This window comes from Streptomyces sp. NBC_00102 (genome assembly GCF_026343115.1).
Lineage (GTDB): Bacteria > Actinomycetota > Actinomycetes > Streptomycetales > Streptomycetaceae > Streptomyces.
Genome location: NZ_JAPEMC010000001.1, coordinates 2,525,279 through 2,546,569, shown reverse-complemented (window position 1 = coordinate 2,546,569; position 21,291 = coordinate 2,525,279). Strand labels below are relative to the sequence as shown.

Below are 21,291 nucleotides of genomic sequence, written 5' to 3'. Positions count from 1 at the left end.
GTCTTCTGACTCACCTGTGACGCCCCTGCCGTGAGGCGGGGTCCGTCGGATACGCGAAGGGCGATCACCCGACCGGGTGGTCGCCCTTCGGCGTACCCGAGTCGGCTGCCTTGCTCTTCCGCCGGTGGGTAGTAGGGTGATCATCGCCGTACGCCTCCTGAGGGCGTCGGAGAGAGCCCCGCAGCCACAGAGGCGGCCACAAGGCCCGCGAGCGGGCCGGGGGGCCTTGACGAACCGCACGTGGCGCGCAATTCTCAGGACGCGTCTTCATCTCGGTCCTCATCCGAGGCATGGATCGAGAACGAAGCGGGAAGTAAAGAAGCGCGCGGCACGAGCCGCGCGAGGGCTGAAAAGGTGTTGAGAACAGCTGTTGACAGCGACGCGGGTCTCTGAGAACCCCGACTGGACATCAGTGTGCCGCTTGGCTACACTGTCCCTTTGCGCTGCCTGTTAGCTGCCTCCTGCCCGTCACCAGGGGCATGCCCACGCTTGAGCATCGATGACAGAACCTCCCTGAACTGGGATTTCCGTCTTCGTGTCGGCATGGGACCGGTACGCGCGTAGTGAGTCCGAGCCCTCGGAAGGACCCCCTCTTGGCCGCCTCGCGCAACGCCTCGACCGCGAATACGAACAACGGTGCCAGCACCGCCCCGCTGCGCATCTCCTTTGCAAAGATCAAGGAGCCCCTCGAGGTTCCGAACCTCCTCGCGCTGCAGACCGAGAGCTTTGACTGGCTCCTCGGCAATGCCGCCTGGAAGGCTCGCGTCGAGGCTGCTCTGGACAGTGGACAAGACGTCCCCACCAAGTCCGGCCTCGAGGAAATCTTCGAAGAGATCTCCCCGATCGAGGACTTCTCCGGGTCGATGTCGCTCACGTTCCGCGACCACCGATTCGAGCCCCCGAAGAACTCGATCGACGAGTGCAAGGAGCGCGACTTCACCTTCGCCGCCCCGCTCTTCGTCACCGCCGAGTTCACCAACAACGAGACCGGCGAGATCAAGTCCCAGACGGTCTTCATGGGCGACTTCCCGCTCATGACCAACAAGGGCACCTTCGTCATCAACGGCACCGAGCGTGTCGTGGTGTCGCAGCTCGTCCGTTCCCCCGGCGTCTACTTCGATTCCTCGATCGACAAGACGTCCGACAAGGACATCTACTCCGCCAAGATCATCCCCTCCCGGGGCGCCTGGCTGGAGATGGAGATCGACAAGCGCGACATGGTCGGTGTCCGCATCGACCGCAAGCGCAAGCAGTCGGTCACCGTCCTCCTCAAGGCTCTCGGCTGGACGACCGAGCAGATCCTGGAGGAGTTCGGCGAGTACGAGTCGATGCGCGCCACCCTGGAGAAGGACCACACCCAGGGCCAGGACGACGCACTGCTCGACATCTACCGCAAGCTGCGCCCGGGCGAGCCGCCGACCCGTGAGGCCGCTCAGACGCTGCTCGAGAACCTCTACTTCAACCCGAAGCGCTACGACCTCGCGAAGGTCGGCCGCTACAAGGTGAACAAGAAGCTCGGCGCGGACGAGCCGCTGGACGCCGGCGTGCTCACCACCGACGACGTCATCGCGACCATCAAGTACCTGGTCAAGCTGCACGCCGGTGAGACCGAGACGGTCGGCGAGTCCGGACGTTCGATCGTCGTCGAGACCGACGACATCGACCACTTCGGCAACCGCCGCCTGCGCAACGTCGGCGAGCTGATCCAGAACCAGGTCCGTACGGGTCTCGCCCGTATGGAGCGCGTCGTGCGCGAGCGCATGACGACTCAGGACGTCGAGGCGATCACGCCGCAGACCCTGATCAACATCCGGCCGGTCGTCGCCTCCATCAAGGAGTTCTTCGGCACCAGCCAGCTGTCGCAGTTCATGGACCAGAACAACCCGCTGTCGGGTCTCACCCACAAGCGCCGTCTGTCGGCACTTGGCCCGGGTGGTCTCTCCCGTGAGCGGGCCGGCTTCGAGGTCCGAGACGTGCACCCGTCCCACTACGGACGCATGTGCCCGATCGAGACCCCCGAAGGCCCGAACATCGGTCTGATCGGTTCGCTCGCCTCGTACGGCCGCGTCAACGCGTTCGGCTTCATCGAGACGCCGTACCGCAAGGTCACCGACGGCCAGGTCACCGACGAGGTCGACTACATCACGGCCGACGAGGAGGACCGCTACGTCATCGCCCAGGCGAACGCGACCCTCTCCGACGAGCTGCGCTTCACCGAGCCCCGCGTCCTGGTCCGCCGCCGCGGCGGTGAGGTCGACTACGTGCCGCCGGCCGAGGTCGACTACATGGACGTCTCGCCGCGCCAGATGGTGTCCGTCGCCACCGCGATGATCCCCTTCCTGGAGCACGACGACGCCAACCGTGCCCTCATGGGCGCGAACATGATGCGCCAGGCCGTCCCGCTCATCAAGAGCGAGGCGCCGCTGGTCGGCACCGGCATGGAGTACCGCTGCGCCACCGACGCCGGTGACGTGCTGAAGGCCGAGAAGGACGGTGTGGTCCAGGAGGTCTCCGCGGACTACATCACCGTCACGAACGACGACGGTACGTACACCACGTACCGCATCGCCAAGTTCATGCGCTCCAACCAGGGCACCTCGGTCAACCAGAAGGTCGTCGTCTCCGAGGGCGACCGGGTCATCGCCGACCAGGTGCTCGCCGACGGACCGGCCACCGAGAACGGTGAGATGGCCCTGGGCAAGAACCTGCTCGTGGCGTTCATGCCGTGGGAGGGTCACAACTACGAGGACGCGATCATCCTGTCGCAGCGCCTCGTGCAGGACGACGTCCTCTCCTCGATCCACATCGAGGAGCACGAGGTCGACGCCCGTGACACCAAGCTCGGCCCGGAGGAGATCACCCGGGACATCCCGAACGTCTCCGAAGAGGTCCTCGCGGACCTCGACGAGCGCGGCATCATCCGTATCGGTGCCGAGGTCGTCGCCGGCGACATCCTCGTCGGCAAGGTCACGCCCAAGGGCGAGACCGAGCTGACCCCCGAGGAGCGCCTGCTCCGCGCGATCTTCGGTGAGAAGGCGCGCGAAGTGCGCGACACCTCGCTGAAGGTGCCGCACGGTGAGATCGGCAAGGTCATCGGTGTCCGCGTCTTCGACCGCGAAGAGGGCGACGAGCTGCCGCCGGGCGTGAACCAGCTGGTCCGCGTCTACGTCGCGCAGAAGCGCAAGATCACCGATGGTGACAAGCTCGCCGGCCGTCACGGCAACAAGGGCGTCATCTCGAAGATCCTGCCCATCGAGGACATGCCGTTCCTCGAGGACGGCACCCCGGTCGACATCATCCTCAACCCGCTGGGTGTCCCGTCCCGAATGAACCCGGGACAGGTCCTGGAGATCCACCTCGGCTGGCTCGCCAGCCGCGGCTGGGACGTCTCCGGCCTCGGTGACGAGTGGGCCCAGCGGCTCCAGGCCATCGGCGCCGACCAGGTCGCGCCCGGCACCAACGTCGCCACGCCCGTCTTCGACGGTGCGCGCGAGGACGAGATCAGTGGTCTGTTCAACGCCACGATCCCGAACCGCGACGGCGACCGCCTGGTTCAGCCCTCCGGAAAGGCCCAGCTGTTCGACGGCCGCTCCGGTGAGCCGTTCCCGGACCCGGTCTCGGTCGGGTACATGTACATCCTCAAGCTGCACCACCTGGTCGACGACAAGCTCCACGCTCGTTCGACCGGCCCGTACTCCATGATCACCCAGCAGCCGCTCGGTGGTAAGGCTCAGTTCGGTGGTCAGCGCTTCGGAGAGATGGAGGTGTGGGCCCTTGAGGCTTACGGCGCCGCGTACGCCCTCCAGGAGCTGCTGACGATCAAGTCCGACGACGTGACCGGCCGCGTGAAGGTCTACGAGGCCATCGTCAAGGGCGAGAACATCCCTGAGCCGGGCATCCCTGAGTCCTTCAAGGTGCTCATCAAGGAAATGCAGTCGCTCTGCCTCAACGTGGAGGTGCTGTCCTCGGACGGCATGTCCATCGAGATGCGCGACACGGACGAGGACGTCTTCCGCGCGGCGGAGGAACTCGGTATCGACCTGTCCCGGCGCGAGCCGAGCAGCGTCGAAGAGGTCTGACGGGTAGGCCGGCCGGATCCACGTGATCCGGCCGGCCCTCCCGGGACCCGTTCAGACCATTGCTGAAGTGCCCCATCTCCACGCTTCACGGCGAGGGGCTCGAACCCCCGAAAGAGGGATTGACGACAAGTGCTCGACGTCAACTTCTTCGACGAGCTGCGGATCGGCCTTGCCACCGCGGACGACATCCGGACCTGGTCCCACGGCGAAGTGAAGAAGCCGGAGACCATCAACTACCGCACGCTCAAGCCCGAAAAGGACGGACTCTTCTGCGAGAAGATCTTCGGTCCGACCCGGGACTGGGAGTGCTACTGCGGCAAGTACAAGCGTGTCCGCTTCAAGGGCATCATCTGTGAGCGCTGTGGCGTCGAGGTCACGCGCGCCAAGGTGCGCCGTGAGCGCATGGGCCACATCGAGCTTGCCGCTCCCGTCACCCACATCTGGTACTTCAAGGGCGTCCCGTCGCGCCTCGGATACCTGCTGGACCTCGCGCCGAAGGACCTCGAGAAGGTCATCTACTTCGCCGCGTACATGATCACGTTCGTCGACGAGGAGCGCCGCACGCGCGACCTCCCGTCGCTGGAGGCCCACGTCTCCGTCGAGCGTCAGCAGGTCGAGAACCGTCGCGACTCCGACCTGGAGAACCGCGCCAAGAAGCTCGAGACCGACCTGGCCGAGCTGGAGGCCGAGGGCGCCAAGGCCGACGTGCGCCGCAAGGTGCGCGAAGGTGCCGAGCGTGAGATGAAGCAGCTGCGCGACCGTGCGCAGCGCGAGATCGACCGTCTCGACGAGGTGTGGAGCCGCTTCAAGAACCTCAAGGTCCAGGACCTCGAGGGCGACGAGCTGCTCTACCGCGAGCTGCGTGACCGCTTCGGCACGTACTTCGACGGCTGCATGGGCGCCGCCGCGCTGCAGAAGCGCCTGGAGTCCTTCGACCTCGACGAGGAGGCCGAGCGCCTCCGCGAGATCATCCGTTCCGGCAAGGGCCAGAAGAAGACCCGTGCGCTCAAGCGCCTCAAGGTCGTCTCCGCGTTCCTGCAGACCAGCAACAAGCCCAAGGGCATGGTGCTCGACTGCGTGCCGGTCATCCCGCCGGACCTGCGTCCGATGGTGCAGCTGGACGGTGGCCGCTTCGCGACCTCCGACCTGAACGACCTGTACCGCCGCGTGATCAACCGCAATAACCGCCTGAAGCGCCTTCTCGACCTCGGTGCCCCCGAGATCATCGTGAACAACGAGAAGCGCATGCTCCAGGAGGCCGTCGACGCGCTGTTCGACAACGGCCGTCGTGGTCGCCCGGTCACGGGCCCCGGCAACCGCCCGCTGAAGTCCCTGAGCGACATGCTCAAGGGCAAGCAGGGTCGATTCCGTCAGAACCTCCTCGGCAAGCGCGTGGACTACTCCGCGCGTTCCGTGATCGTCGTCGGCCCGCAGCTCAAGCTGCACCAGTGCGGTCTGCCGAAGGCCATGGCGCTGGAGCTCTTCAAGCCGTTCGTGATGAAGCGCCTGGTGGACCTGAACCACGCGCAGAACATCAAGTCGGCGAAGCGCATGGTCGAGCGTGGCCGCACCGTCGTGTACGACGTCCTCGAAGAGGTCATCGCCGAGCACCCGGTGCTGCTGAACCGTGCGCCCACCCTGCACCGCCTCGGCATCCAGGCCTTCGAGCCCCAGCTGGTCGAGGGCAAGGCCATCCAGATCCACCCGCTCGTCTGCACCGCGTTCAACGCGGACTTCGACGGTGACCAGATGGCCGTGCACCTGCCGCTCTCCGCGGAGGCGCAGGCCGAGGCCCGCATCCTGATGCTGTCCTCGAACAACATCCTGAAGCCGGCCGACGGTCGCCCCGTCACCATGCCGACCCAGGACATGGTGCTGGGTCTCTTCTTCCTCACCACGGACGAAGAGGGCCGCAACGTCAAGGGCACGGGCCGCGCGTTCGGCTCCACGGCCGAGGCCACCATGGCCTTCGACGCCCGCGAGCTGTCGCTCCAGGCGAAGGTCGACATCCGCTTCCCGGTGGGCACCATCCCGCCGCGTGGCTGGGTGCCGCCGGTCGCCGAGGAGGGCGAGCCCGAGTACCAGCCGGGCGACACCTTCCGTCTGCGTACGAGCCTGGGCCGCGCGCTCTTCAACGAGCTGCTGCCCGAGGACTACCCGTTCGTCGACTACTCGGTGGGCAAGAAGCAGCTCTCCGAGATCGTCAACGACCTGGCCGAGCGCTACCCCAAGGTCATCGTGGCGGCGACGCTCGACAACCTGAAGGCGGCCGGTTTCCACTGGGCGACCCGCTCCGGTGTGACCGTCGCGGTCTCCGACATCGTCGTGCCCGAGGCCAAGAAGGCCATCGTCCGCGGCTACGAGGAGCAGGACGAGAAGGTCCAGAAGCAGTACGAGCGTGGTCTGATCACCAAGGACGAGCGCACGCAGGAGCTCATCGCGATCTGGACCAAGGCGACCAACGAGGTTGCCGAGGCGATGAACGCGAACTTCCCCAAGGTGAACCCCATCTTCATGATGGTTGACTCGGGTGCCCGAGGAAACATGATGCAGATGCGTCAGATCGCCGGTATGCGTGGTCTGGTGTCCAACGCCAAGAACGAGACGATCCCGCGTCCCATCAAGGCGTCGTTCCGCGAGGGCCTCACCGTCCTCGAGTACTTCATCTCCACGCACGGTGCCCGTAAGGGTCTGGCCGACACCGCGCTGCGTACCGCCGACTCGGGTTACCTGACCCGTCGTCTGGTGGACGTGTCGCAGGACGTGATCATCCGCGAGGAGGACTGTGGCACCGACCGCGGCCTCAAGCTGAAGATCGCGGTCAAGGGTGAGGACGGCGTCCTTCGCAAGACGGACGACGTCGAGACCTCGGTGTACGCCCGCATGCTGGCCGAGGACGTCGTCATCGACGGCAAGGTCATCGCGCCGGCCAACGTGGACCTCGGTGACGTGCTCATCGACGCCCTCGTCAACGCGGGTGTCGAGGAGGTCAAGACCCGTTCGGTCCTGACCTGTGAGTCCGCGGTCGGCACCTGTGCCTTCTGCTACGGACGCTCGCTCGCCACCGGCAAGCTGGTCGACATCGGTGAGGCGGTCGGCATCATCGCCGCCCAGTCCATCGGTGAGCCCGGTACCCAGCTGACGATGCGTACCTTCCACACCGGTGGTGTGGCCGGTGACGACATCACCCAGGGTCTGCCCCGTGTCGTCGAGCTCTTCGAGGCTCGTACGCCGAAGGGTGTCGCTCCGATCTCCGAGGCCGCGGGCCGCATCCGGATCGAAGAGACCGAGAAGACCAAGAAGATCATCGTCACGCCGGACGACGGAAGCGAGGAGACTCCCTTCCCGATCTCCAAGCGCGCCAAGGTGCTCGTCCGCGAGGGCGACCACGTGGAGGTCGGCCAGAAGCTGACCTTCGGTGCGACCAACCCGCACGACGTGCTGCGCATCCTCGGCCAGCGTGCGGTCCAGGTCCACCTGGTCGGCGAAGTCCAGAAGGTCTACAACTCGCAGGGCGTGTCGATCCACGACAAGCACATCGAGATCATCATCCGGCAGATGCTCCGCCGCGTGACGATCATCGAGTCCGGCGACGCGGAGCTCCTGCCGGGCGAGCTCGTCGAGCGCTCGAAGTTCGAGACCGAGAACCGTCGTGTGGTCACCGAGGGCGGACACCCCGCCTCCGGCCGTCCGCAGCTGATGGGTATCACCAAGGCCTCGCTGGCCACCGAGTCGTGGCTGTCGGCGGCGTCCTTCCAGGAGACGACCAGGGTCCTGACCGACGCGGCGATCAACGCCAAGTCGGACTCCCTGATCGGCCTCAAGGAGAACGTCATCATCGGTAAGCTCATCCCGGCCGGTACGGGCCTCGCCCGCTACCGCAACATCCGGGTCGAGCCGACCGAGGAAGCCAAGGCCGCGATGTACTCGGCCGTCGGCTACGACGACATCGACTACTCGCCGTTCGGCACCGGCTCCGGCCAGGCCGTTCCGCTGGAGGACTACGACTACGGTCCGTACAACCAGTAAGCGGGTCGCCTGATCGAACCGCAGGGCGGTCACCCCGTTGGGGTGGCCGCCCTGCGGCGTTGTGCGCGGAGGGTTTCCGTGAACGACGGACGGCCACCGCACCGCACCGGTAGAGTCCGGCCCTCGCAGGCGACGGCGGGGGACGGGGGCATGCGCGTGGAGACGGCGAGGGTCTTCTTCGGCATCGCGGCGGCGCTGGCGACGCCGTGGGGGGCGGACTGGCACCGGACGAGACCCGCGTCCACCGTGCTCTTCGTGGGCCTTTACGGTGCCTACGGCATCGCTCCGTACGTCGGCGAAGGGCGCGCCTGGTCCGCCTGGGCAGCGGCGGTGCTGGTGGCCGTCGGATCCGTACTGTTCCTGCGGATACCGGGGGCGTCGGCCTTCGGGTTCTCCCTGTCGTTCCCGCTGACCACGGGTCCGGGCAGGGCCACCCGTCGTGCGGGCATGGCTCTGGTGTCCTTCGCCGTGCTCATGGGCCTGTGGACGGCGGGAGGGAGGACGAAGGTCCTCAGCGCGGAATTCGTCCTCAGCGACCGGGTGTCGGTCTTCCTCTCGGCGTTGCTCCTCGCGGTGTTCGGCGGAGGAGCGCTGGCGTCGTTGGCGACCGCGTCGGTCCGCGCGGAGGTGGACGCCCTGCCGCCGGGCCAGGAAAGGGACCGTGCTCTCGACTTCATGAGCGGCAGCCGGACGATCGGGCTGCTGGAACGCGGTCTCCTCTTCGCCTTCATCGGCGCCGGCCAGCCCGAGGCCGCCGCACTGGTGCTCGCCGCCAAGTCGCTGGCCCGTGTGCCCACGAACGATCACGGCAAGCACGCCTCCGAATACTTCCTCATCGGTACGCTGGCGAGTGTCATCGCATCGCTCGCGATGGGCATGGCCGCTCGGTCCGCAGTGGGATTGCCCACCTTCTAGGAGGAGGCTCCTTGAACCTGCCCGAGCATCCGATCGTGAGGAAACTCATGTCGCTCCGGCTGGAGAGCGGTGACTTCGTGATCGCGGGGAGTGGGCCCCTGCTCGCGCACGGGCTGCGGCGGACGGTGGGGGATCTCGATGTCGTCGCCAGGGGCGAAGCGTGGAAGGCGGCGACGGAGCTGTCCGCGCCGGTGTGCGCCCCCTCGGGGCACGGCTCCATGGTGGTGCTCTTCGGCGGCGACCTGGAGGTCTTCGACCGCTGGCTGCCGGGCACGGTGGGTGCCGACGAGCTGATCGACGGCGCGGAATGGGTCCAAGGGCTGCCGTTCTGTCCCCTGGACGTCGTGCTGGGGTGGAAGGAGAGGTCCTCCCGCACCAAGGACCGGGAAGATGCGCTCCTGATCCGTAAGCATCTGGGTGGTGACACCACGGATCTGGGCTGATCGCACGGCCGACCAGGGATTTCCCCGTTCCGTGCCGCCCGAGGGTGTTGTACCGAGCGTTCCCCCGTCGTCACCGGGGCGTCGATGTGGTGGTGTCCCCGCCGTGGGACGGGCCGTCGCGCGTCCGGCCGCGCCCCATTTGTTTTGACCCAAGTCGATGAGGTAGGTACGCTCAAGCCTTGTGCCTGGGGTGTGCCTGGGCTCGGCATGCGTGTCCTCAGCCGCAAGCCGGGTCCGTCACAGGGCCACCGCAATCTGCGCTTCATCCGTTGTTTTCCGGCAGAGGCTTGCAGTATTCGACACACCCGACCGCGTGGGTCGGCGATGTTCCAGGTTAGTTTCAACGAACGGCACACAGAAACCGGAGAAGTAGTGCCTACGATCCAGCAGCTGGTCCGGAAGGGCCGGCAGGACAAGGTCGAGAAGAACAAGACGCCCGCGCTCGAGGGTTCGCCCCAGCGCCGCGGCGTCTGCACGCGTGTGTTCACGACCACCCCGAAGAAGCCGAACTCGGCACTCCGTAAGGTCGCGCGTGTGCGTCTGACCTCCGGCATCGAGGTCACGGCCTACATCCCGGGTGAGGGACACAACCTGCAGGAGCACTCCATCGTGCTCGTGCGTGGTGGCCGTGTGAAGGACCTGCCGGGTGTTCGTTACAAGATCATCCGCGGCTCCCTTGACACCCAGGGTGTCAAGAACCGCAAGCAGGCCCGCAGCCGCTACGGCGCCAAGAAGGAGAAGTAAGAATGCCTCGTAAGGGCCCCGCCCCGAAGCGCCCGGTCATCATCGACCCGGTCTACAGCTCTCCTCTTGTCACGTCGCTGATCAACAAGATCCTGCTCGACGGCAAGCGTTCCACCGCCGAGCGGATCGTGTACGGCGCCATGGAAGGCCTCCGCGAGAAGACCGGCAACGACCCGGTCATCACGCTGAAGCGCGCGCTTGAGAACGTCAAGCCCGCCCTCGAGGTCAAGTCCCGCCGTGTCGGTGGCGCCACCTACCAGGTGCCGATCGAGGTCAAGCCCGGTCGCGCGTCCACCCTCGCTCTGCGCTGGCTCGTCGGTTACTCCCGCGCCCGTCGTGAGAAGACCATGACCGAGCGCCTCATGAACGAGCTGCTCGACGCCTCCAACGGCCTCGGTGCGGCCGTGAAGAAGCGCGAGGACACCCACAAGATGGCCGAGTCCAACAAGGCCTTCGCGCACTACCGCTGGTAGTCGTTACCCACATCGAGACCGAGAGAAGACTGAAGCCTTATGGCTACCACTTCGCTTGACCTGGCCAAGGTCCGCAACATTGGGATCATGGCCCACATCGACGCGGGCAAGACGACCACCACTGAGCGGATCCTGTTCTACACCGGCGTTTCGTACAAGATCGGTGAAGTCCACGACGGCGCTGCCACGATGGACTGGATGGAGCAGGAGCAGGAGCGCGGCATCACGATCACGTCTGCCGCGACGACCTGCCACTGGCCCCTCGAGGATGTCGATCACACGATCAACATCATCGACACCCCGGGTCACGTGGACTTCACCGTCGAGGTGGAGCGTTCGCTCCGCGTCCTCGACGGCGCCGTGACGGTGTTCGACGGCGTTGCCGGCGTCGAGCCCCAGTCCGAGACCGTTTGGCGTCAGGCGGACCGCTACGGCGTCCCGCGCATCTGCTTCGTCAACAAGCTCGACCGGACCGGTGCGGACTTCCTGCGCTGCGTCGACATGATCGTGGACCGCCTCGGCGCCACCCCGATCGTGATGCAGCTGCCGATCGGTGCCGAGGCCGACTTCGAGGGCGTTGTGGACCTGGTCCGCATGAAGGCCCTCGTCTGGACGGCCGAAGCGTCCAAGGGCGAGATGTACGAGGTCGTCGACATCCCGGCGAACCTCCAGGAGCTCGCGGACGAGTACCGCGCCAAGCTCGTCGAGACCGTCGCCGAGAACGACGACCAGCTCATGGAGCTCTTCCTGGAGGGCACCGAGCCCACCGAGGAGCAGCTCTACGCGGCCGTCCGTCGCATCACCATTGCCTCCGGCAAGGGTGGCGCCACGACGATCAGCCCGGTGTTCTGTGGCACCGCGTTCAAGAACAAGGGCGTTCAGCCCCTGCTCGACGCGGTCGTCCGCTACCTGCCGTCGCCGATCGACGTCGAGGCCATCGAGGGCCACGCGGTCAGCAACGCCGACGAGGTCATCACCCGCAAGCCTTCCGACGCCGAGCCGCTCGCCGCGCTCGCGTTCAAGATCGCGAGCGACCCGCACCTCGGCAAGCTCACCTTCATCCGGGTTTACTCGGGTCGCCTGGAGGCCGGCACCGCGGTGCTGAACTCCGTCAAGGGCAAGAAGGAGCGCATCGGCAAGATCTACCGCATGCACGCGAACAAGCGTGAGGAGATCGAGTCGGTGGGCGCCGGTGACATCGTCGCCGTCATGGGCCTGAAGCAGACCACCACCGGTGAGACGCTGTCCGACGACAAGAACCCGGTGATCCTGGAGTCCATGGACTTCCCGGCTCCGGTCATCGAGGTCGCCATCGAGCCCAAGTCCAAGGGTGACCAGGAGAAGCTGGGTGTAGCCATCCAGCGTCTCGCGGAGGAGGACCCCTCCTTCCGTGTTCACTCGGACGAGGAGACCGGCCAGACCATCATCGGTGGTATGGGCGAGCTCCACCTCGACATCCTCGTCGACCGTATGCGTCGCGAGTTCAAGGTCGAGGCGAACGTCGGCAAGCCCCAGGTCGCGTACCGCGAGACGATCCGCAAGGCCGTCGAGCGTCATGACTACACCCACAAGAAGCAGACCGGTGGTACCGGTCAGTTCGCGAAGGTGCAGATCGCGATCGAGCCGATCGAGGGCGGCGACGCCTCGTACGAGTTCGTGAACAAGGTCACCGGTGGCCGCATCCCCCGGGAGTACATCCCGTCGGTGGACGCGGGTGCGCAGGAGGCCATGCAGTTCGGCATCCTGGCCGGCTACGAGATGACCGGCGTTCGCGTCATTCTTCTCGACGGTGGCTACCACGAGGTCGACTCCTCCGAGCTCGCGTTCAAGATCGCCGGTTCGCAGGCCTTCAAGGAGGCCGCGCGCAAGGCTTCTCCCGTCATTCTCGAGCCCATGATGGCCGTTGAGGTCACCACGCCCGAGGACTACATGGGTGAGGTCATCGGCGACATCAACTCCCGCCGTGGCCAGATTCAGGCCATGGAGGAGCGCCACGGTGCTCGCATCGTGAAGGGCCTCGTGCCCCTCTCGGAGATGTTCGGCTACGTCGGAGACCTCCGTAGCAAGACCTCGGGTCGCGCAAGCTACTCGATGCAGTTCGACTCCTACGCCGAGGTTCCGCGGAACGTCGCCGAGGAGATCATCGCGAAGGCCAAGGGCGAGTAACTCTCCCGAGCTCACGCTTTAGGCTTGTCACCGGAGCCTGGTGGGCATTCACCGTCGATGCGCAAGCGAAGCGGTGGATGCCCCCGGATCCGGCATCCCAGCAAAGATCACCTGGCGCCGATGAAGCAAGGCGTACAGAACCACTCCCCAGGAGGACCCAGTGGCGAAGGCGAAGTTCGAGCGGACTAAGCCCCACGTCAACATCGGCACCATCGGTCACATCGACCACGGTAAGACGACCCTCACGGCCGCCATTACCAAGGTGCTGCACGACGCGTTCCCCGACCTGAACGAGGCCTCGGCCTTCGACCAGATCGACAAGGCTCCCGAAGAGCGCCAGCGCGGTATCACGATCTCGATCGCGCACGTCGAGTACCAGACGGAGTCGCGTCACTACGCGCACGTCGACTGCCCGGGTCACGCGGACTACATCAAGAACATGATCACGGGTGCCGCGCAGATGGACGGCGCCATCCTCGTGGTCGCCGCCACCGACGGCCCGATGCCGCAGACCAAGGAGCACGTGCTCCTGGCCCGCCAGGTCGGCGTTCCGTACATCGTCGTCGCCCTGAACAAGGCCGACATGGTGGACGACGAGGAGATCCTGGAGCTCGTCGAGCTCGAGGTTCGTGAGCTCCTCTCCGAGTACGAGTTCCCGGGCGACGACCTGCCGGTCGTCAAGGTCTCGGCGCTCAAGGCGCTCGAGGGCGACAAGGAGTGGGGCCAGTCGGTCCTGAACCTGATGGCCGCCGTCGACGAGTCGATCCCGCAGCCCGAGCGCGACGTCGACAAGCCGTTCCTGATGCCGATCGAGGACGTCTTCACGATCACCGGTCGTGGCACCGTCGTCACCGGTCGTATCGAGCGTGGTGTCCTCAAGGTCAACGAGACCGTTGACATCGTGGGCATCAAGCAGGAGAAGACCACCACCACGGTCACCGGCATCGAGATGTTCCGCAAGCTGCTCGACGAGGGCCAGGCCGGTGAGAACGTCGGTCTGCTCCTCCGTGGCATCAAGCGCGAGGACGTCGAGCGCGGCCAGGTCATCATCAAGCCCGGTTCGGTCACGCCGCACACCGAGTTCGAGGCCCAGTCCTACATCCTGTCGAAGGACGAGGGTGGCCGTCACACCCCGTTCTTCAACAACTACCGCCCGCAGTTCTACTTCCGTACCACGGACGTGACCGGCGTCGTTACCCTCCCCGAGGGCACCGAGATGGTCATGCCGGGCGACAACACGATCATGAACGTCGTGCTGATCCAGCCCGTCGCCATGGAAGAGGGCCTGAAGTTCGCCATCCGTGAGGGTGGCCGGACCGTGGGCGCCGGCCAGGTCACCAAGATCATCAAGTAATTACTTGATCGTCTGACCTGGTCGCTCCTCACCGAGCACCGAGAAGGGCCCCGTCCCGCCGCGCGAGCGGTGGGACGGGGCCCTTCTTCTTGCGTTCCGGGGCAATGCCGGGGGACGGCTTCAGCCGCGGGCCGCCAGGGCGGCCGCGCCGATCTTCGGGGCCAGCTTCTCGACGGCCCATTCGACGCTGTGCGGGGTCGGCTCCTCGATGGCCTGGGCGAGGGCGGGGTCGAGGGGGATGTACCGGCCGTCGGTGACCGCCGGCATCTTCCGGAAGGCGGGGGTCTTCTCCAGGGTGGAGAGGGCCTCCGGGGTGCCGGTGGCGAAGAGGACGTCGGCGTCGGCCTGGCCCACGTCGGCGTAGTCGAGGTAGGCGCGTGCCGGGTTGCTGGAGCCGGGGAGCAGGGCCGTGAGTTCGTCCAGCTTCAGCCCGAGCTTGCGCAGCACGCGGGTGGAGGTGTCCTCGCGCGATCTCACCGCGCCGACGCCGCTGGGCATGGGCGAGACCAGCAGGTTGAAGCGGGTCCCGACGATGGCGGGGAAGGCGGCGCGGACGTCGAGCGCGGTCTGTTCGGCGGCGTTGATCAGCTGTTCGCCCTGGTCCTTGACGCCGAGCGCCTTGGCGATGATGCGGGTGCTGGTCTGCCAGGGGTCCGCGTCGGGGCCCTTGACGTAGTGGACGACGGGGGCGATGGCGGAGAGCTTCGCGTACACCGGGTCGAGGGTGCGGTCGCGGACCGCCAGGATCACGTCGGGTTTGTACGAGGCGACCTGCGTGACCAGGTCGCCGTCGGCCCGGAGCAGGTGGGGCTGCTTGCCGCTGAGGGCGGTCCGTGTCCAGGGTGTGATGCCGCCGGGTACGCCTTCGTCCGCCGCGGGCATGGCCGTGGGCTTGAAGCCGAGGGAGAGGGCGATGTCGGCGCTGGCGCTGTCGAGCGCGACGACGGTACGGGGCTTTCCCTGGATCTTCGCCGTGCCGAGCTTGCCCTCGACCGGGATGGGGGCGGTGACATCGGCCGAGCAGGCGGTGGCCAGCAGCAGGGCGGAGGCTATGCCGACGAGTGCACCGGTCCGGATGCGGGTGTTCATGCTTCTCCTTGACTCGCTCCCCGCGACAGTAGCCCGATTCGTACGCACGTACGTGCCTGGAATGTGTGATTCCGGTTGCCTGGCCACCGGGGGCGGGAGGCGCGGGCGGCGGGAGCCTGCCCATGATCCGGGCGCGTCTACCCGCGCGTCCGCGCCCGGACACGGTCCGGCCGCGGGACTCAGTCGGTGACGGCCGCCGAGGCGTTGCGGACCGGCCGGCGGACCATGTACACGTCGATCGGATCCTGGCTCTCCTCGACGAAGCCGTGCCGCTCGTACAGGGCGCGGGCGGCGCTGCCCTGGACGACGATCAGCCGGACCTCCGCGCCCGCCTCGTCGGCGCGGGTGAGCAGGGTGCGCAGGACCGCGCCGCCTATGCCGCGGCCGTGCAGGGCGGGGGAGAGGTAGAAGTTCTCCAGCAGGCCGCCCTGCTCGGTGGGGCGCAGGGTCACGCTCCCGGCGAAGGCGCCGTCGACCTCGATGACCGAGGTGTGCTCGGGCGCCCAAACGTCGCGCAGCCGCTGGCGTACGCGGTGGTCGTCGTACCGTCCGAGGCGTTCCAGGTCCGGCCGCATGGCCTCGGCGCGCAGGTCCGCGATGGTCTCCAGGTCGCCGGGGAGAGCGGGGCGCAGGGCCCAGGCGACGGCGGTGGTGCTGTTGTTCATCCGTCAAGTATCTAGGCCACCCCTGCGAGGAGTTGAGCGGGGGAGCGCAGTAGCGTCGCCCCGACGGGCAGCCGTCGAACCCGTCGCCCTTCGGTGGTGGCGGTCGTCTGCCCCCGTCGGCCGTCGCTGACCCTGTGCGAGAGCTGACCCTGTGCGAGAGCTGACCCTGTGCGAGAGAAGGAACCGATGTCCGAGCGCGCCGCCCTGCTGATCATGGATGTCCAGAAGCTCATCGTCGAGCGGCTTGCCGGACCGGATTACCTGGACCGGGTGGAGGATGCCCTTGGCCACGCCCGTCGCGAGGGGATGCGGGTGATCCACGTGACGGTCGGGTTCCGCCCCGGGGCCCCCGAGATCCACCCGCGGAACAAGATGTTCGCCGGCCTGGCCGGACGCCAGGCAGCGCCCGCGGGCACGGACCCCAACCCGATCCACCCCCGGGTGGAGACCCGACCGGAGGACGTCGTGGTCGTGAAGCGCCGGGTGAGCGGCTTCGCGGGCAGCGACCTCGACATGGTGCTGCGGGCCGGCGGCATCGAGCACCTGGTCCTCGCCGGTATCGCCACCAGTGGGGTGGTGCTGTCGACCGTGCGCCAGGCCGCCGACCTCGACTACCGGCTCACCGTCCTCTCGGACGCCTGCGCGGATGGCGATCCGGAGGTGCACCGGGTCCTGACGGAGAAGGTCTTCCCCGGGCAGGCCGAGGTCGTCACGGTGGCGGAGTGGGCCCAGGGCTGAGCGTCACGCCGGTCACGCCGGGCCGGTCCGTTCCCACCACGGAGACGGACCGGGCCCGGCGGCGTCGCTGTGCGGCCGTCAGCCGATGATCTTCGCCTTGGCCCGCTCGAACTCCTCGTCCGAGATGTCGCCCCGGGCCCGTACCTCGGAGAGCTTGGACAGCTGCTCGGCCGGGGTGGCGGAGCCGCCCGCCGTCTCACGGATGTACGTCTCGAACGCGCTCTGCTGCTCCTTCGCGTGCTTGTGCTCACGGCGTCCCATGCCCCGCCCGCGCGCGATGACGTAGGCGAAGACGCCGATGTACGGGAGCACGATCACGATGAGGAGCCAGAGCGTCTTGGCGATACCGCTCATGTCGTCGTCGCGGAAGATGTCGGCGATGATCCGGAAGAGGAGCACCAGCCACAGGACCCAGATGAAGACCCACATCGCGGTCCAGAACGCTCCCAGGACCGGATAGTCGTAGGCCAGGTAGACGCCGTCGCTCATCGTTCTCTCCTGTCGGGGCCGTAGCAGCACCACTTCCCCCCGGGAGCATCCATCCTGCGTCCGGTCGGAGAAGTCGGCCACGCGAGCGGGAGAGGCGGGGCTCCTCAGCTCAGGTCCGGCACCTCCGCGACCCGGTTCACCCGGGCTCCCGGCAGCCCGCGCAGGATCTCCGTACCGATCTCCGTGAGACGCCGCGCTTCCGGGGGCGTGGCGCCGAGCCCGACGGCGTACCGGACGAATCCCGCGTCCCGGTTCACCGGGCGCGGCCAGGCGTGGGTGTCCGGGGAGCCGGACCGGGCGAGGGCGTCGAGGAACGCCAGCAGGCGGCCCCGGAACCGGCCCTCGTCACCGCCCTCGCGTACGGAGACCAGCGCCCAGGCGGCGTGGCGCAGGTGGAGCGGCGGCGGGGCGCAGAGCAGGGCGTACGGCACGGGGGCCGTGTCGGCCGCCGCTTCCAGGACCTCCCAGGCGAGGAACAGTTCCTCGGCGATCCTGTCCCGGCCGGCCCGCGAGACCTGTGCGGAGCAGGAACGTACGGGGGTGGTCGGGGTCAGGATCGTGACGGCGGCGTCAGCACCGGGGCAGGGGGAGGCGGGCGTGTCCGCGTACGCCACCGGGCGGTCCCAGTCCCACGCGGCCCACTGGGCGAAGAAGTTCCGCAGCAGCGCGGTGCGGGTCGTCCGGGTGCCCGCGCCGGTGGCCGTCCGCGCCGCGAGGACCGTCCACGCGAGCCCCGGCAGTCCGCCGCAGGGCGCGGAGTCGAGCCCGCGCGCCCGGGCCCAGGCCTTCACGTCGTGGACCAGCCCCGTGAACGCGGCGCGGTACGGGGCGGTGGCCGCGAGCAGCTCCTCCGCGTCGCTCACCGCGCTCAGCGCGACGGCCGCCGCACGGCCCAGCTCCCCGCGCCGCCCGACCGCCTCGGCCGGGGGTACTCGGGCCGGGCCGGCCGCCGACAGGTCCACCGTCACCAGGTCCACCGGCAGCCCCTCCAGCCGGAAGCGCAGGCCGGGTACCCGCGCGCCGACCACCTCGCGCACCTCCTCGGCGTCCGGCAGCACGCGCCCCAGCGCCCTGGCCCCGACCGGGGCGGGCACCGCCGCGACCAGGTCCACGTCCGCCCCCGGCAGCGCACCGCCCGTCCGCCGCGAGCCGACGAGGTGGACGCTCGCACCGGGCAGTGCCCGCGCCACCCGGGCGAGGACCGACTCGCCCGCACCCGAGGCGTATTCGGCCCCCGGCCCGTCCGCGGGTTCTTCGTTCCCCGGCCCGTCCGTGGGCTCTTCGTTCCCCGGCCCGTCCGGGGCGGACAGTGCGACGCGTACCCCGAAGTGGTCCGAGGCGTACAGCCCTGTCGGGTCCGGTGCGGCGCCCACCAGTCGGGCCGTCACCGGGCGCAGCCGCTGCGCGCGGTACAGCACCCGGTCCAGGCGGGAGACCCGTCCGGTCAGCGAACCCACGGCGGCCAGCGGATTGACCGAGGGGTCGAAGGTGGGGGTGTGGTCGTGGGGGCCGTGCACCGCCGTCCAGGCGTCGGGGAGGCCGAGCCGGGACTGCGGGTTCGGGCCGCCGTCGTTGAAGTCCCCGACCACCAGCAGCTCTCCCGGGAGTTCCGCCAAACCCGTTGCCAGGTCGGCCAGTTCTCGGTCACGGCGGGCCGCGCCCTCGGGGGAGTGGTCGCTGCTGAGGTGGGTCACCGCGACGGTGACCGGCCCGTCAGCCGTCTCCACGACGACCGCCGCGACCGCCTTGTGCCGCCCCAACGGGTGCCACCCCGCCTCGCGCACCGGCAGCCGGCTGAGCAGCAGCAGCCCGCAGTCGGCGACCTCCCGCCGGTCCAGGGCGCCGCCGAACGCGTACTCCTCCCGGACCCAGGCGCTGCCCGCGAGCAGGTCCAGCAGCGGGGGCTCGACCTCCTGCAGGGCGATGACGTCCGCGTCGGCGGCCCGCAGCGCGTCGAGCAGGAGCGGGCGGCGGCGGGCGGTGTCGATGCGCTCGGAGTCGTACCGGTCCCAGAGCGTGTTCCACGTCAGCACGGTCAAACCCGCACAATGTGTCGAGGAGTTGACCGGTGCCGGTGCCCAGTCGCGGCCGTCGAAGGCGTGCGGGACACGGGCGGCGAAGTACGGCGACGGCAACAGCCGCGTCTCGCGCACCCGCCCGGCCTCCGCCGTGTCCACCCGGTCCAGGCCCGAGGCGCGGTCCCACACCGTCTCGCCGTCCGCCTCGAAGAACAGCACCCGGTGCCAGGGCACGTCCCCGCCCGGCGTGAAGCGCGGCAGCGGCACCCGCTTCGGCTCCCGGCCGCGCTGTGCCACCCCGATCGTGAACCGCGCCGGATCGAAGCGGGCGTCCCAGCGGATGCGGTGGTAGATCTCGTCGCTCGTCCTCATCAGGCCCTCGCCTCCACCGTTCCGCCCGCGCCCAGGTACCAGGTCCGGTGCGCCTCGCCGGGGTAGGGCGGGACGTACCGCCGCAACTGCGCCTCCTGCACCGGGGGCGGTACGGGATGGGTACGGGTGGTGTTGCGCCGGGCCAGTTCCTCAGCGCCCACCACCGCCACCACATGGGTCGTCATCGCGTCCCGGCGCGCGGCGGCGGTGTGCAGCAGCGAGCGCTGCCTCGGGGTGAGCGAGGTCGCGTCCCACACCGTCGTCGTACGGGGCAGCAGCGCGCGGTCCAGCCGGTCCAGCGCTTCCCGGAGCACCTCGGCGTTGGCGCTCTGGTCGGCCCGGTCGCCGCGCGCCTCGCGCAGGTCGTCGAGCGAGATGCGGGTGGTGACCCCGGGCAGCGCGCGGGCGTACGTGCTCTTCCCGCTGCCGGACGGCCCGCACACCACCACCAGGCGCGGGAAATCGCCGGACCGCCAACGCCAGGTGGCCGCCACCGCCTCCTCGGCGCTCGATATCCGCCCCAGCGCGTACGCCTCGCGGGCCTCGGCCCGGCAGCGGTCGGCCGCGTCCGGCTCCAGCCCGTCGAACACCTCGCGCAGTCCTGCGGGTTCGCGGACCTCCTCGGCGTGCAGCGCGGACCACTCGACGTACCCGCGCGCCTCGTCCGTATCGGCGGTGGCCGCGGCGAGCGCGTGCAGCGTCCCCAGACCGGCCGCCCAGGACATGCGGGTCAGCCCGGTCCGGCGCTCCTCGTGCGGGTACGCCCGGTGCAGCGACCGGTGGAGCCCCACCAGGTCGGCGACCCGGACGGCCAGCGGCAGACCGACGACCGGCGCGAGCCGGGGCGCGATCGAGGTCCGCCGGTCACGGTGCAGCAGCCCGGCCAGTACCCCGGCCAGCCGCTCGTCACCGAAGGCGCCGGAGCCGTCGCCCCCGATGTCCGCGCCCATGGCGTGTGCCGTACGGGCGTCGGGCGAGGTGTCCGGCGGCCGCTCGCCGTCCGCCGGGAAGAGCGGCTCGCCCAGCGCGTCCCCATCGACCGCGCCGCCGGACCGTACGTGCCACAGGGCGGCGGACGGGCCGAGCGCGTTCGGGACGACCGCCGCGTGCATCCAGTGGGTGTCCGTCGTCACGTGCCCCGGCCGCACCCACTTGGCGACCGACCGCCCGAACTCGGCCGCTCCGAATGCCTCGGCGGGCCGTACGACGTACCCCTCCTGCCGGCCGGTGTCGAGCGTCAGCTTCCGCAGCGCCTTCTCGGCTCGCGCGTCGAACGCCCCGCGCCAGAGCACCGGTGGCGTCGGGATGCCCAGCCCGCGCAGGAACGTGGTGGTCTCGTCCCAGCCGAGGCAGCGGTCGCCGTCCCAGACGGAGAAGCCGTAGAAGAAGCCGTCCAGCCGGTCGTACGGGATCGAGTGCCGCGCGAACATGTTCTCGCCGCACACCCGCCACCCCGCCGGTATGCGCGACGCCACCCGCCCCTGGAGCGCCTTCACCCAGCCGCGGGACGGGTGATGGGCCGAGTCCAGCGAGCGGGCGTGCAGGCCGTCCGCGTAGAGCGTGGTGTTCTCGCCGTCGAGCTTCTCCGTCACGACGACCTCGCGCCCGGCGAGCGCCGCCAGGTCCGCCACGCGTACGTCGTCCGAGGTGGCACCGGGGGACCAGGGCAGGTGGGGTGTGCGCGGATAGTGCGTACGCATGTGGTCGGGCCCCCGGT

Annotated in this window: 14 protein-coding genes; 9 read left to right on the top strand and 5 right to left on the bottom strand. The window is 68.7% G+C overall.

Features of this window, described 5'->3' with window-relative positions:
- Window positions 1-593 precede the first annotated feature (593 nt).
- The 8 genes from rpoB (at window position 594) to tuf (ending at window position 14,203) form a co-directional block, all read left to right on the top strand.
- Window positions 594-4,079, top strand: a complete 3,486-nt coding sequence (gene rpoB / locus OHA55_RS11205; protein WP_266705289.1) for a DNA-directed RNA polymerase subunit beta — start codon at window positions 594-596, stop codon at window positions 4,077-4,079.
- Window positions 4,080-4,208: 129 nt separating this feature from the next.
- Entirely contained in the window at window positions 4,209-8,108 is a 3,900-nt protein-coding gene (locus tag OHA55_RS11200) for a DNA-directed RNA polymerase subunit beta' (RefSeq protein WP_266705287.1), read from the top strand.
- A 150-nt stretch (window positions 8,109-8,258) separates the two neighbouring features.
- Window positions 8,259-9,023 (top strand): hypothetical protein, encoded by a 765-nt coding sequence (locus OHA55_RS11195; protein ID WP_266705285.1) that lies wholly within the window; start codon window positions 8,259-8,261, stop codon window positions 9,021-9,023.
- Between the two features lie 11 nt (window positions 9,024-9,034).
- Window positions 9,035-9,466, top strand: a complete 432-nt coding sequence (locus OHA55_RS11190) for a hypothetical protein (protein WP_266705283.1) — start codon at window positions 9,035-9,037, stop codon at window positions 9,464-9,466.
- 372 nt (window positions 9,467-9,838) lie between these two features.
- Window positions 9,839-10,210, top strand: a complete 372-nt coding sequence (gene rpsL / locus OHA55_RS11185; RefSeq protein WP_003948652.1) for a 30S ribosomal protein S12 — start codon at window positions 9,839-9,841, stop codon at window positions 10,208-10,210.
- Between the two features lie 2 nt (window positions 10,211-10,212).
- Window positions 10,213-10,683 carry a 30S ribosomal protein S7 gene (gene rpsG, locus OHA55_RS11180; protein WP_219611728.1) on the top strand — a complete coding sequence of 157 codons (471 nt, stop codon included), beginning with the start codon at window positions 10,213-10,215 and terminating at the stop codon, window positions 10,681-10,683.
- Between the two features lie 39 nt (window positions 10,684-10,722).
- Window positions 10,723-12,849 carry an elongation factor G gene (gene fusA / locus OHA55_RS11175; RefSeq protein ID WP_266705281.1) on the top strand — a complete coding sequence of 709 codons (2,127 nt, stop codon included), beginning with the start codon at window positions 10,723-10,725 and terminating at the stop codon, window positions 12,847-12,849.
- Between the two features lie 160 nt (window positions 12,850-13,009).
- Window positions 13,010-14,203: an elongation factor Tu gene (gene tuf / locus OHA55_RS11170; RefSeq protein WP_266705279.1), complete on the top strand. Its 1,194-nt coding sequence runs from the start codon at window positions 13,010-13,012 to the stop codon at window positions 14,201-14,203.
- A 120-nt stretch (window positions 14,204-14,323) separates the two neighbouring features.
- On the opposite strand, the gene OHA55_RS11165 is transcribed toward tuf, so the two are convergent.
- Both OHA55_RS11165 and OHA55_RS11160 read right to left on the bottom strand, forming a co-directional pair.
- Complete coding sequence (locus OHA55_RS11165; RefSeq protein ID WP_266705277.1) at window positions 14,324-15,292, bottom strand: ABC transporter substrate-binding protein; 969 nt, start codon at window positions 15,290-15,292, stop codon at window positions 14,324-14,326.
- 179 nt (window positions 15,293-15,471) lie between these two features.
- Entirely contained in the window at window positions 15,472-15,957 is a 486-nt protein-coding gene (locus OHA55_RS11160; RefSeq protein WP_266705275.1) for a GNAT family N-acetyltransferase, read from the bottom strand.
- A 186-nt stretch (window positions 15,958-16,143) separates the two neighbouring features.
- On the opposite strand from OHA55_RS11160, the gene OHA55_RS11155 reads away from it, so the two are divergent.
- Entirely contained in the window at window positions 16,144-16,695 is a 552-nt protein-coding gene (locus tag OHA55_RS11155; protein WP_266705273.1) for a cysteine hydrolase family protein, read from the top strand.
- 78 nt (window positions 16,696-16,773) lie between these two features.
- On the opposite strand, the gene OHA55_RS11150 is transcribed toward OHA55_RS11155, so the two are convergent.
- The 3 genes from OHA55_RS11150 to OHA55_RS11140 form a co-directional block, all read right to left on the bottom strand.
- Window positions 16,774-17,184 carry an SHOCT domain-containing protein gene (locus OHA55_RS11150; RefSeq protein WP_266705271.1) on the bottom strand — a complete coding sequence of 137 codons (411 nt, stop codon included), beginning with the start codon at window positions 17,182-17,184 and terminating at the stop codon, window positions 16,774-16,776.
- A 104-nt stretch (window positions 17,185-17,288) separates the two neighbouring features.
- A complete protein-coding gene (locus tag OHA55_RS11145; protein ID WP_266705269.1) occupies window positions 17,289-19,574 on the bottom strand; it encodes a poly(A) polymerase in 2,286 nt (761 codons plus the stop codon).
- Complete coding sequence (locus tag OHA55_RS11140; protein ID WP_266705267.1) at window positions 19,574-21,274, bottom strand: RNA ligase family protein; 1,701 nt, start codon at window positions 21,272-21,274, stop codon at window positions 19,574-19,576. The genes OHA55_RS11145 and OHA55_RS11140 overlap by 1 nt, the downstream gene beginning before the upstream one ends.
- Window positions 21,275-21,291: the final 17 nt, after the last annotated feature.

Excerpts from the sequence above, each read along its gene's own strand:
- OHA55_RS11195 (WP_266705285.1), top strand. The coding sequence starts at position 8,259 with ATGCGCGTGGAGACGGCGAGGGTCTTCTTCGGCATCGCGGCGGCGCTG.
- OHA55_RS11150 (WP_266705271.1), bottom strand. The coding sequence starts at position 17,184 with ATGAGCGACGGCGTCTACCTGGCCTACGACTATCCGGTCCTGGGAGCG.
- OHA55_RS11160 (WP_266705275.1), bottom strand. The coding sequence starts at position 15,957 with ATGAACAACAGCACCACCGCCGTCGCCTGGGCCCTGCGCCCCGCTCTC.
- rpsG (WP_219611728.1), top strand. The coding sequence starts at position 10,213 with ATGCCTCGTAAGGGCCCCGCCCCGAAGCGCCCGGTCATCATCGACCCG.
- OHA55_RS11145 (WP_266705269.1), bottom strand. The coding sequence starts at position 19,574 with ATGAGGACGAGCGACGAGATCTACCACCGCATCCGCTGGGACGCCCGC.
- OHA55_RS11155 (WP_266705273.1), top strand. The coding sequence starts at position 16,144 with ATGTCCGAGCGCGCCGCCCTGCTGATCATGGATGTCCAGAAGCTCATC.
- OHA55_RS11165 (WP_266705277.1), bottom strand. The coding sequence starts at position 15,292 with ATGAACACCCGCATCCGGACCGGTGCACTCGTCGGCATAGCCTCCGCC.
- fusA (WP_266705281.1), top strand. The coding sequence starts at position 10,723 with ATGGCTACCACTTCGCTTGACCTGGCCAAGGTCCGCAACATTGGGATC.
- OHA55_RS11140 (WP_266705267.1), bottom strand. The coding sequence starts at position 21,274 with ATGCGTACGCACTATCCGCGCACACCCCACCTGCCCTGGTCCCCCGGT.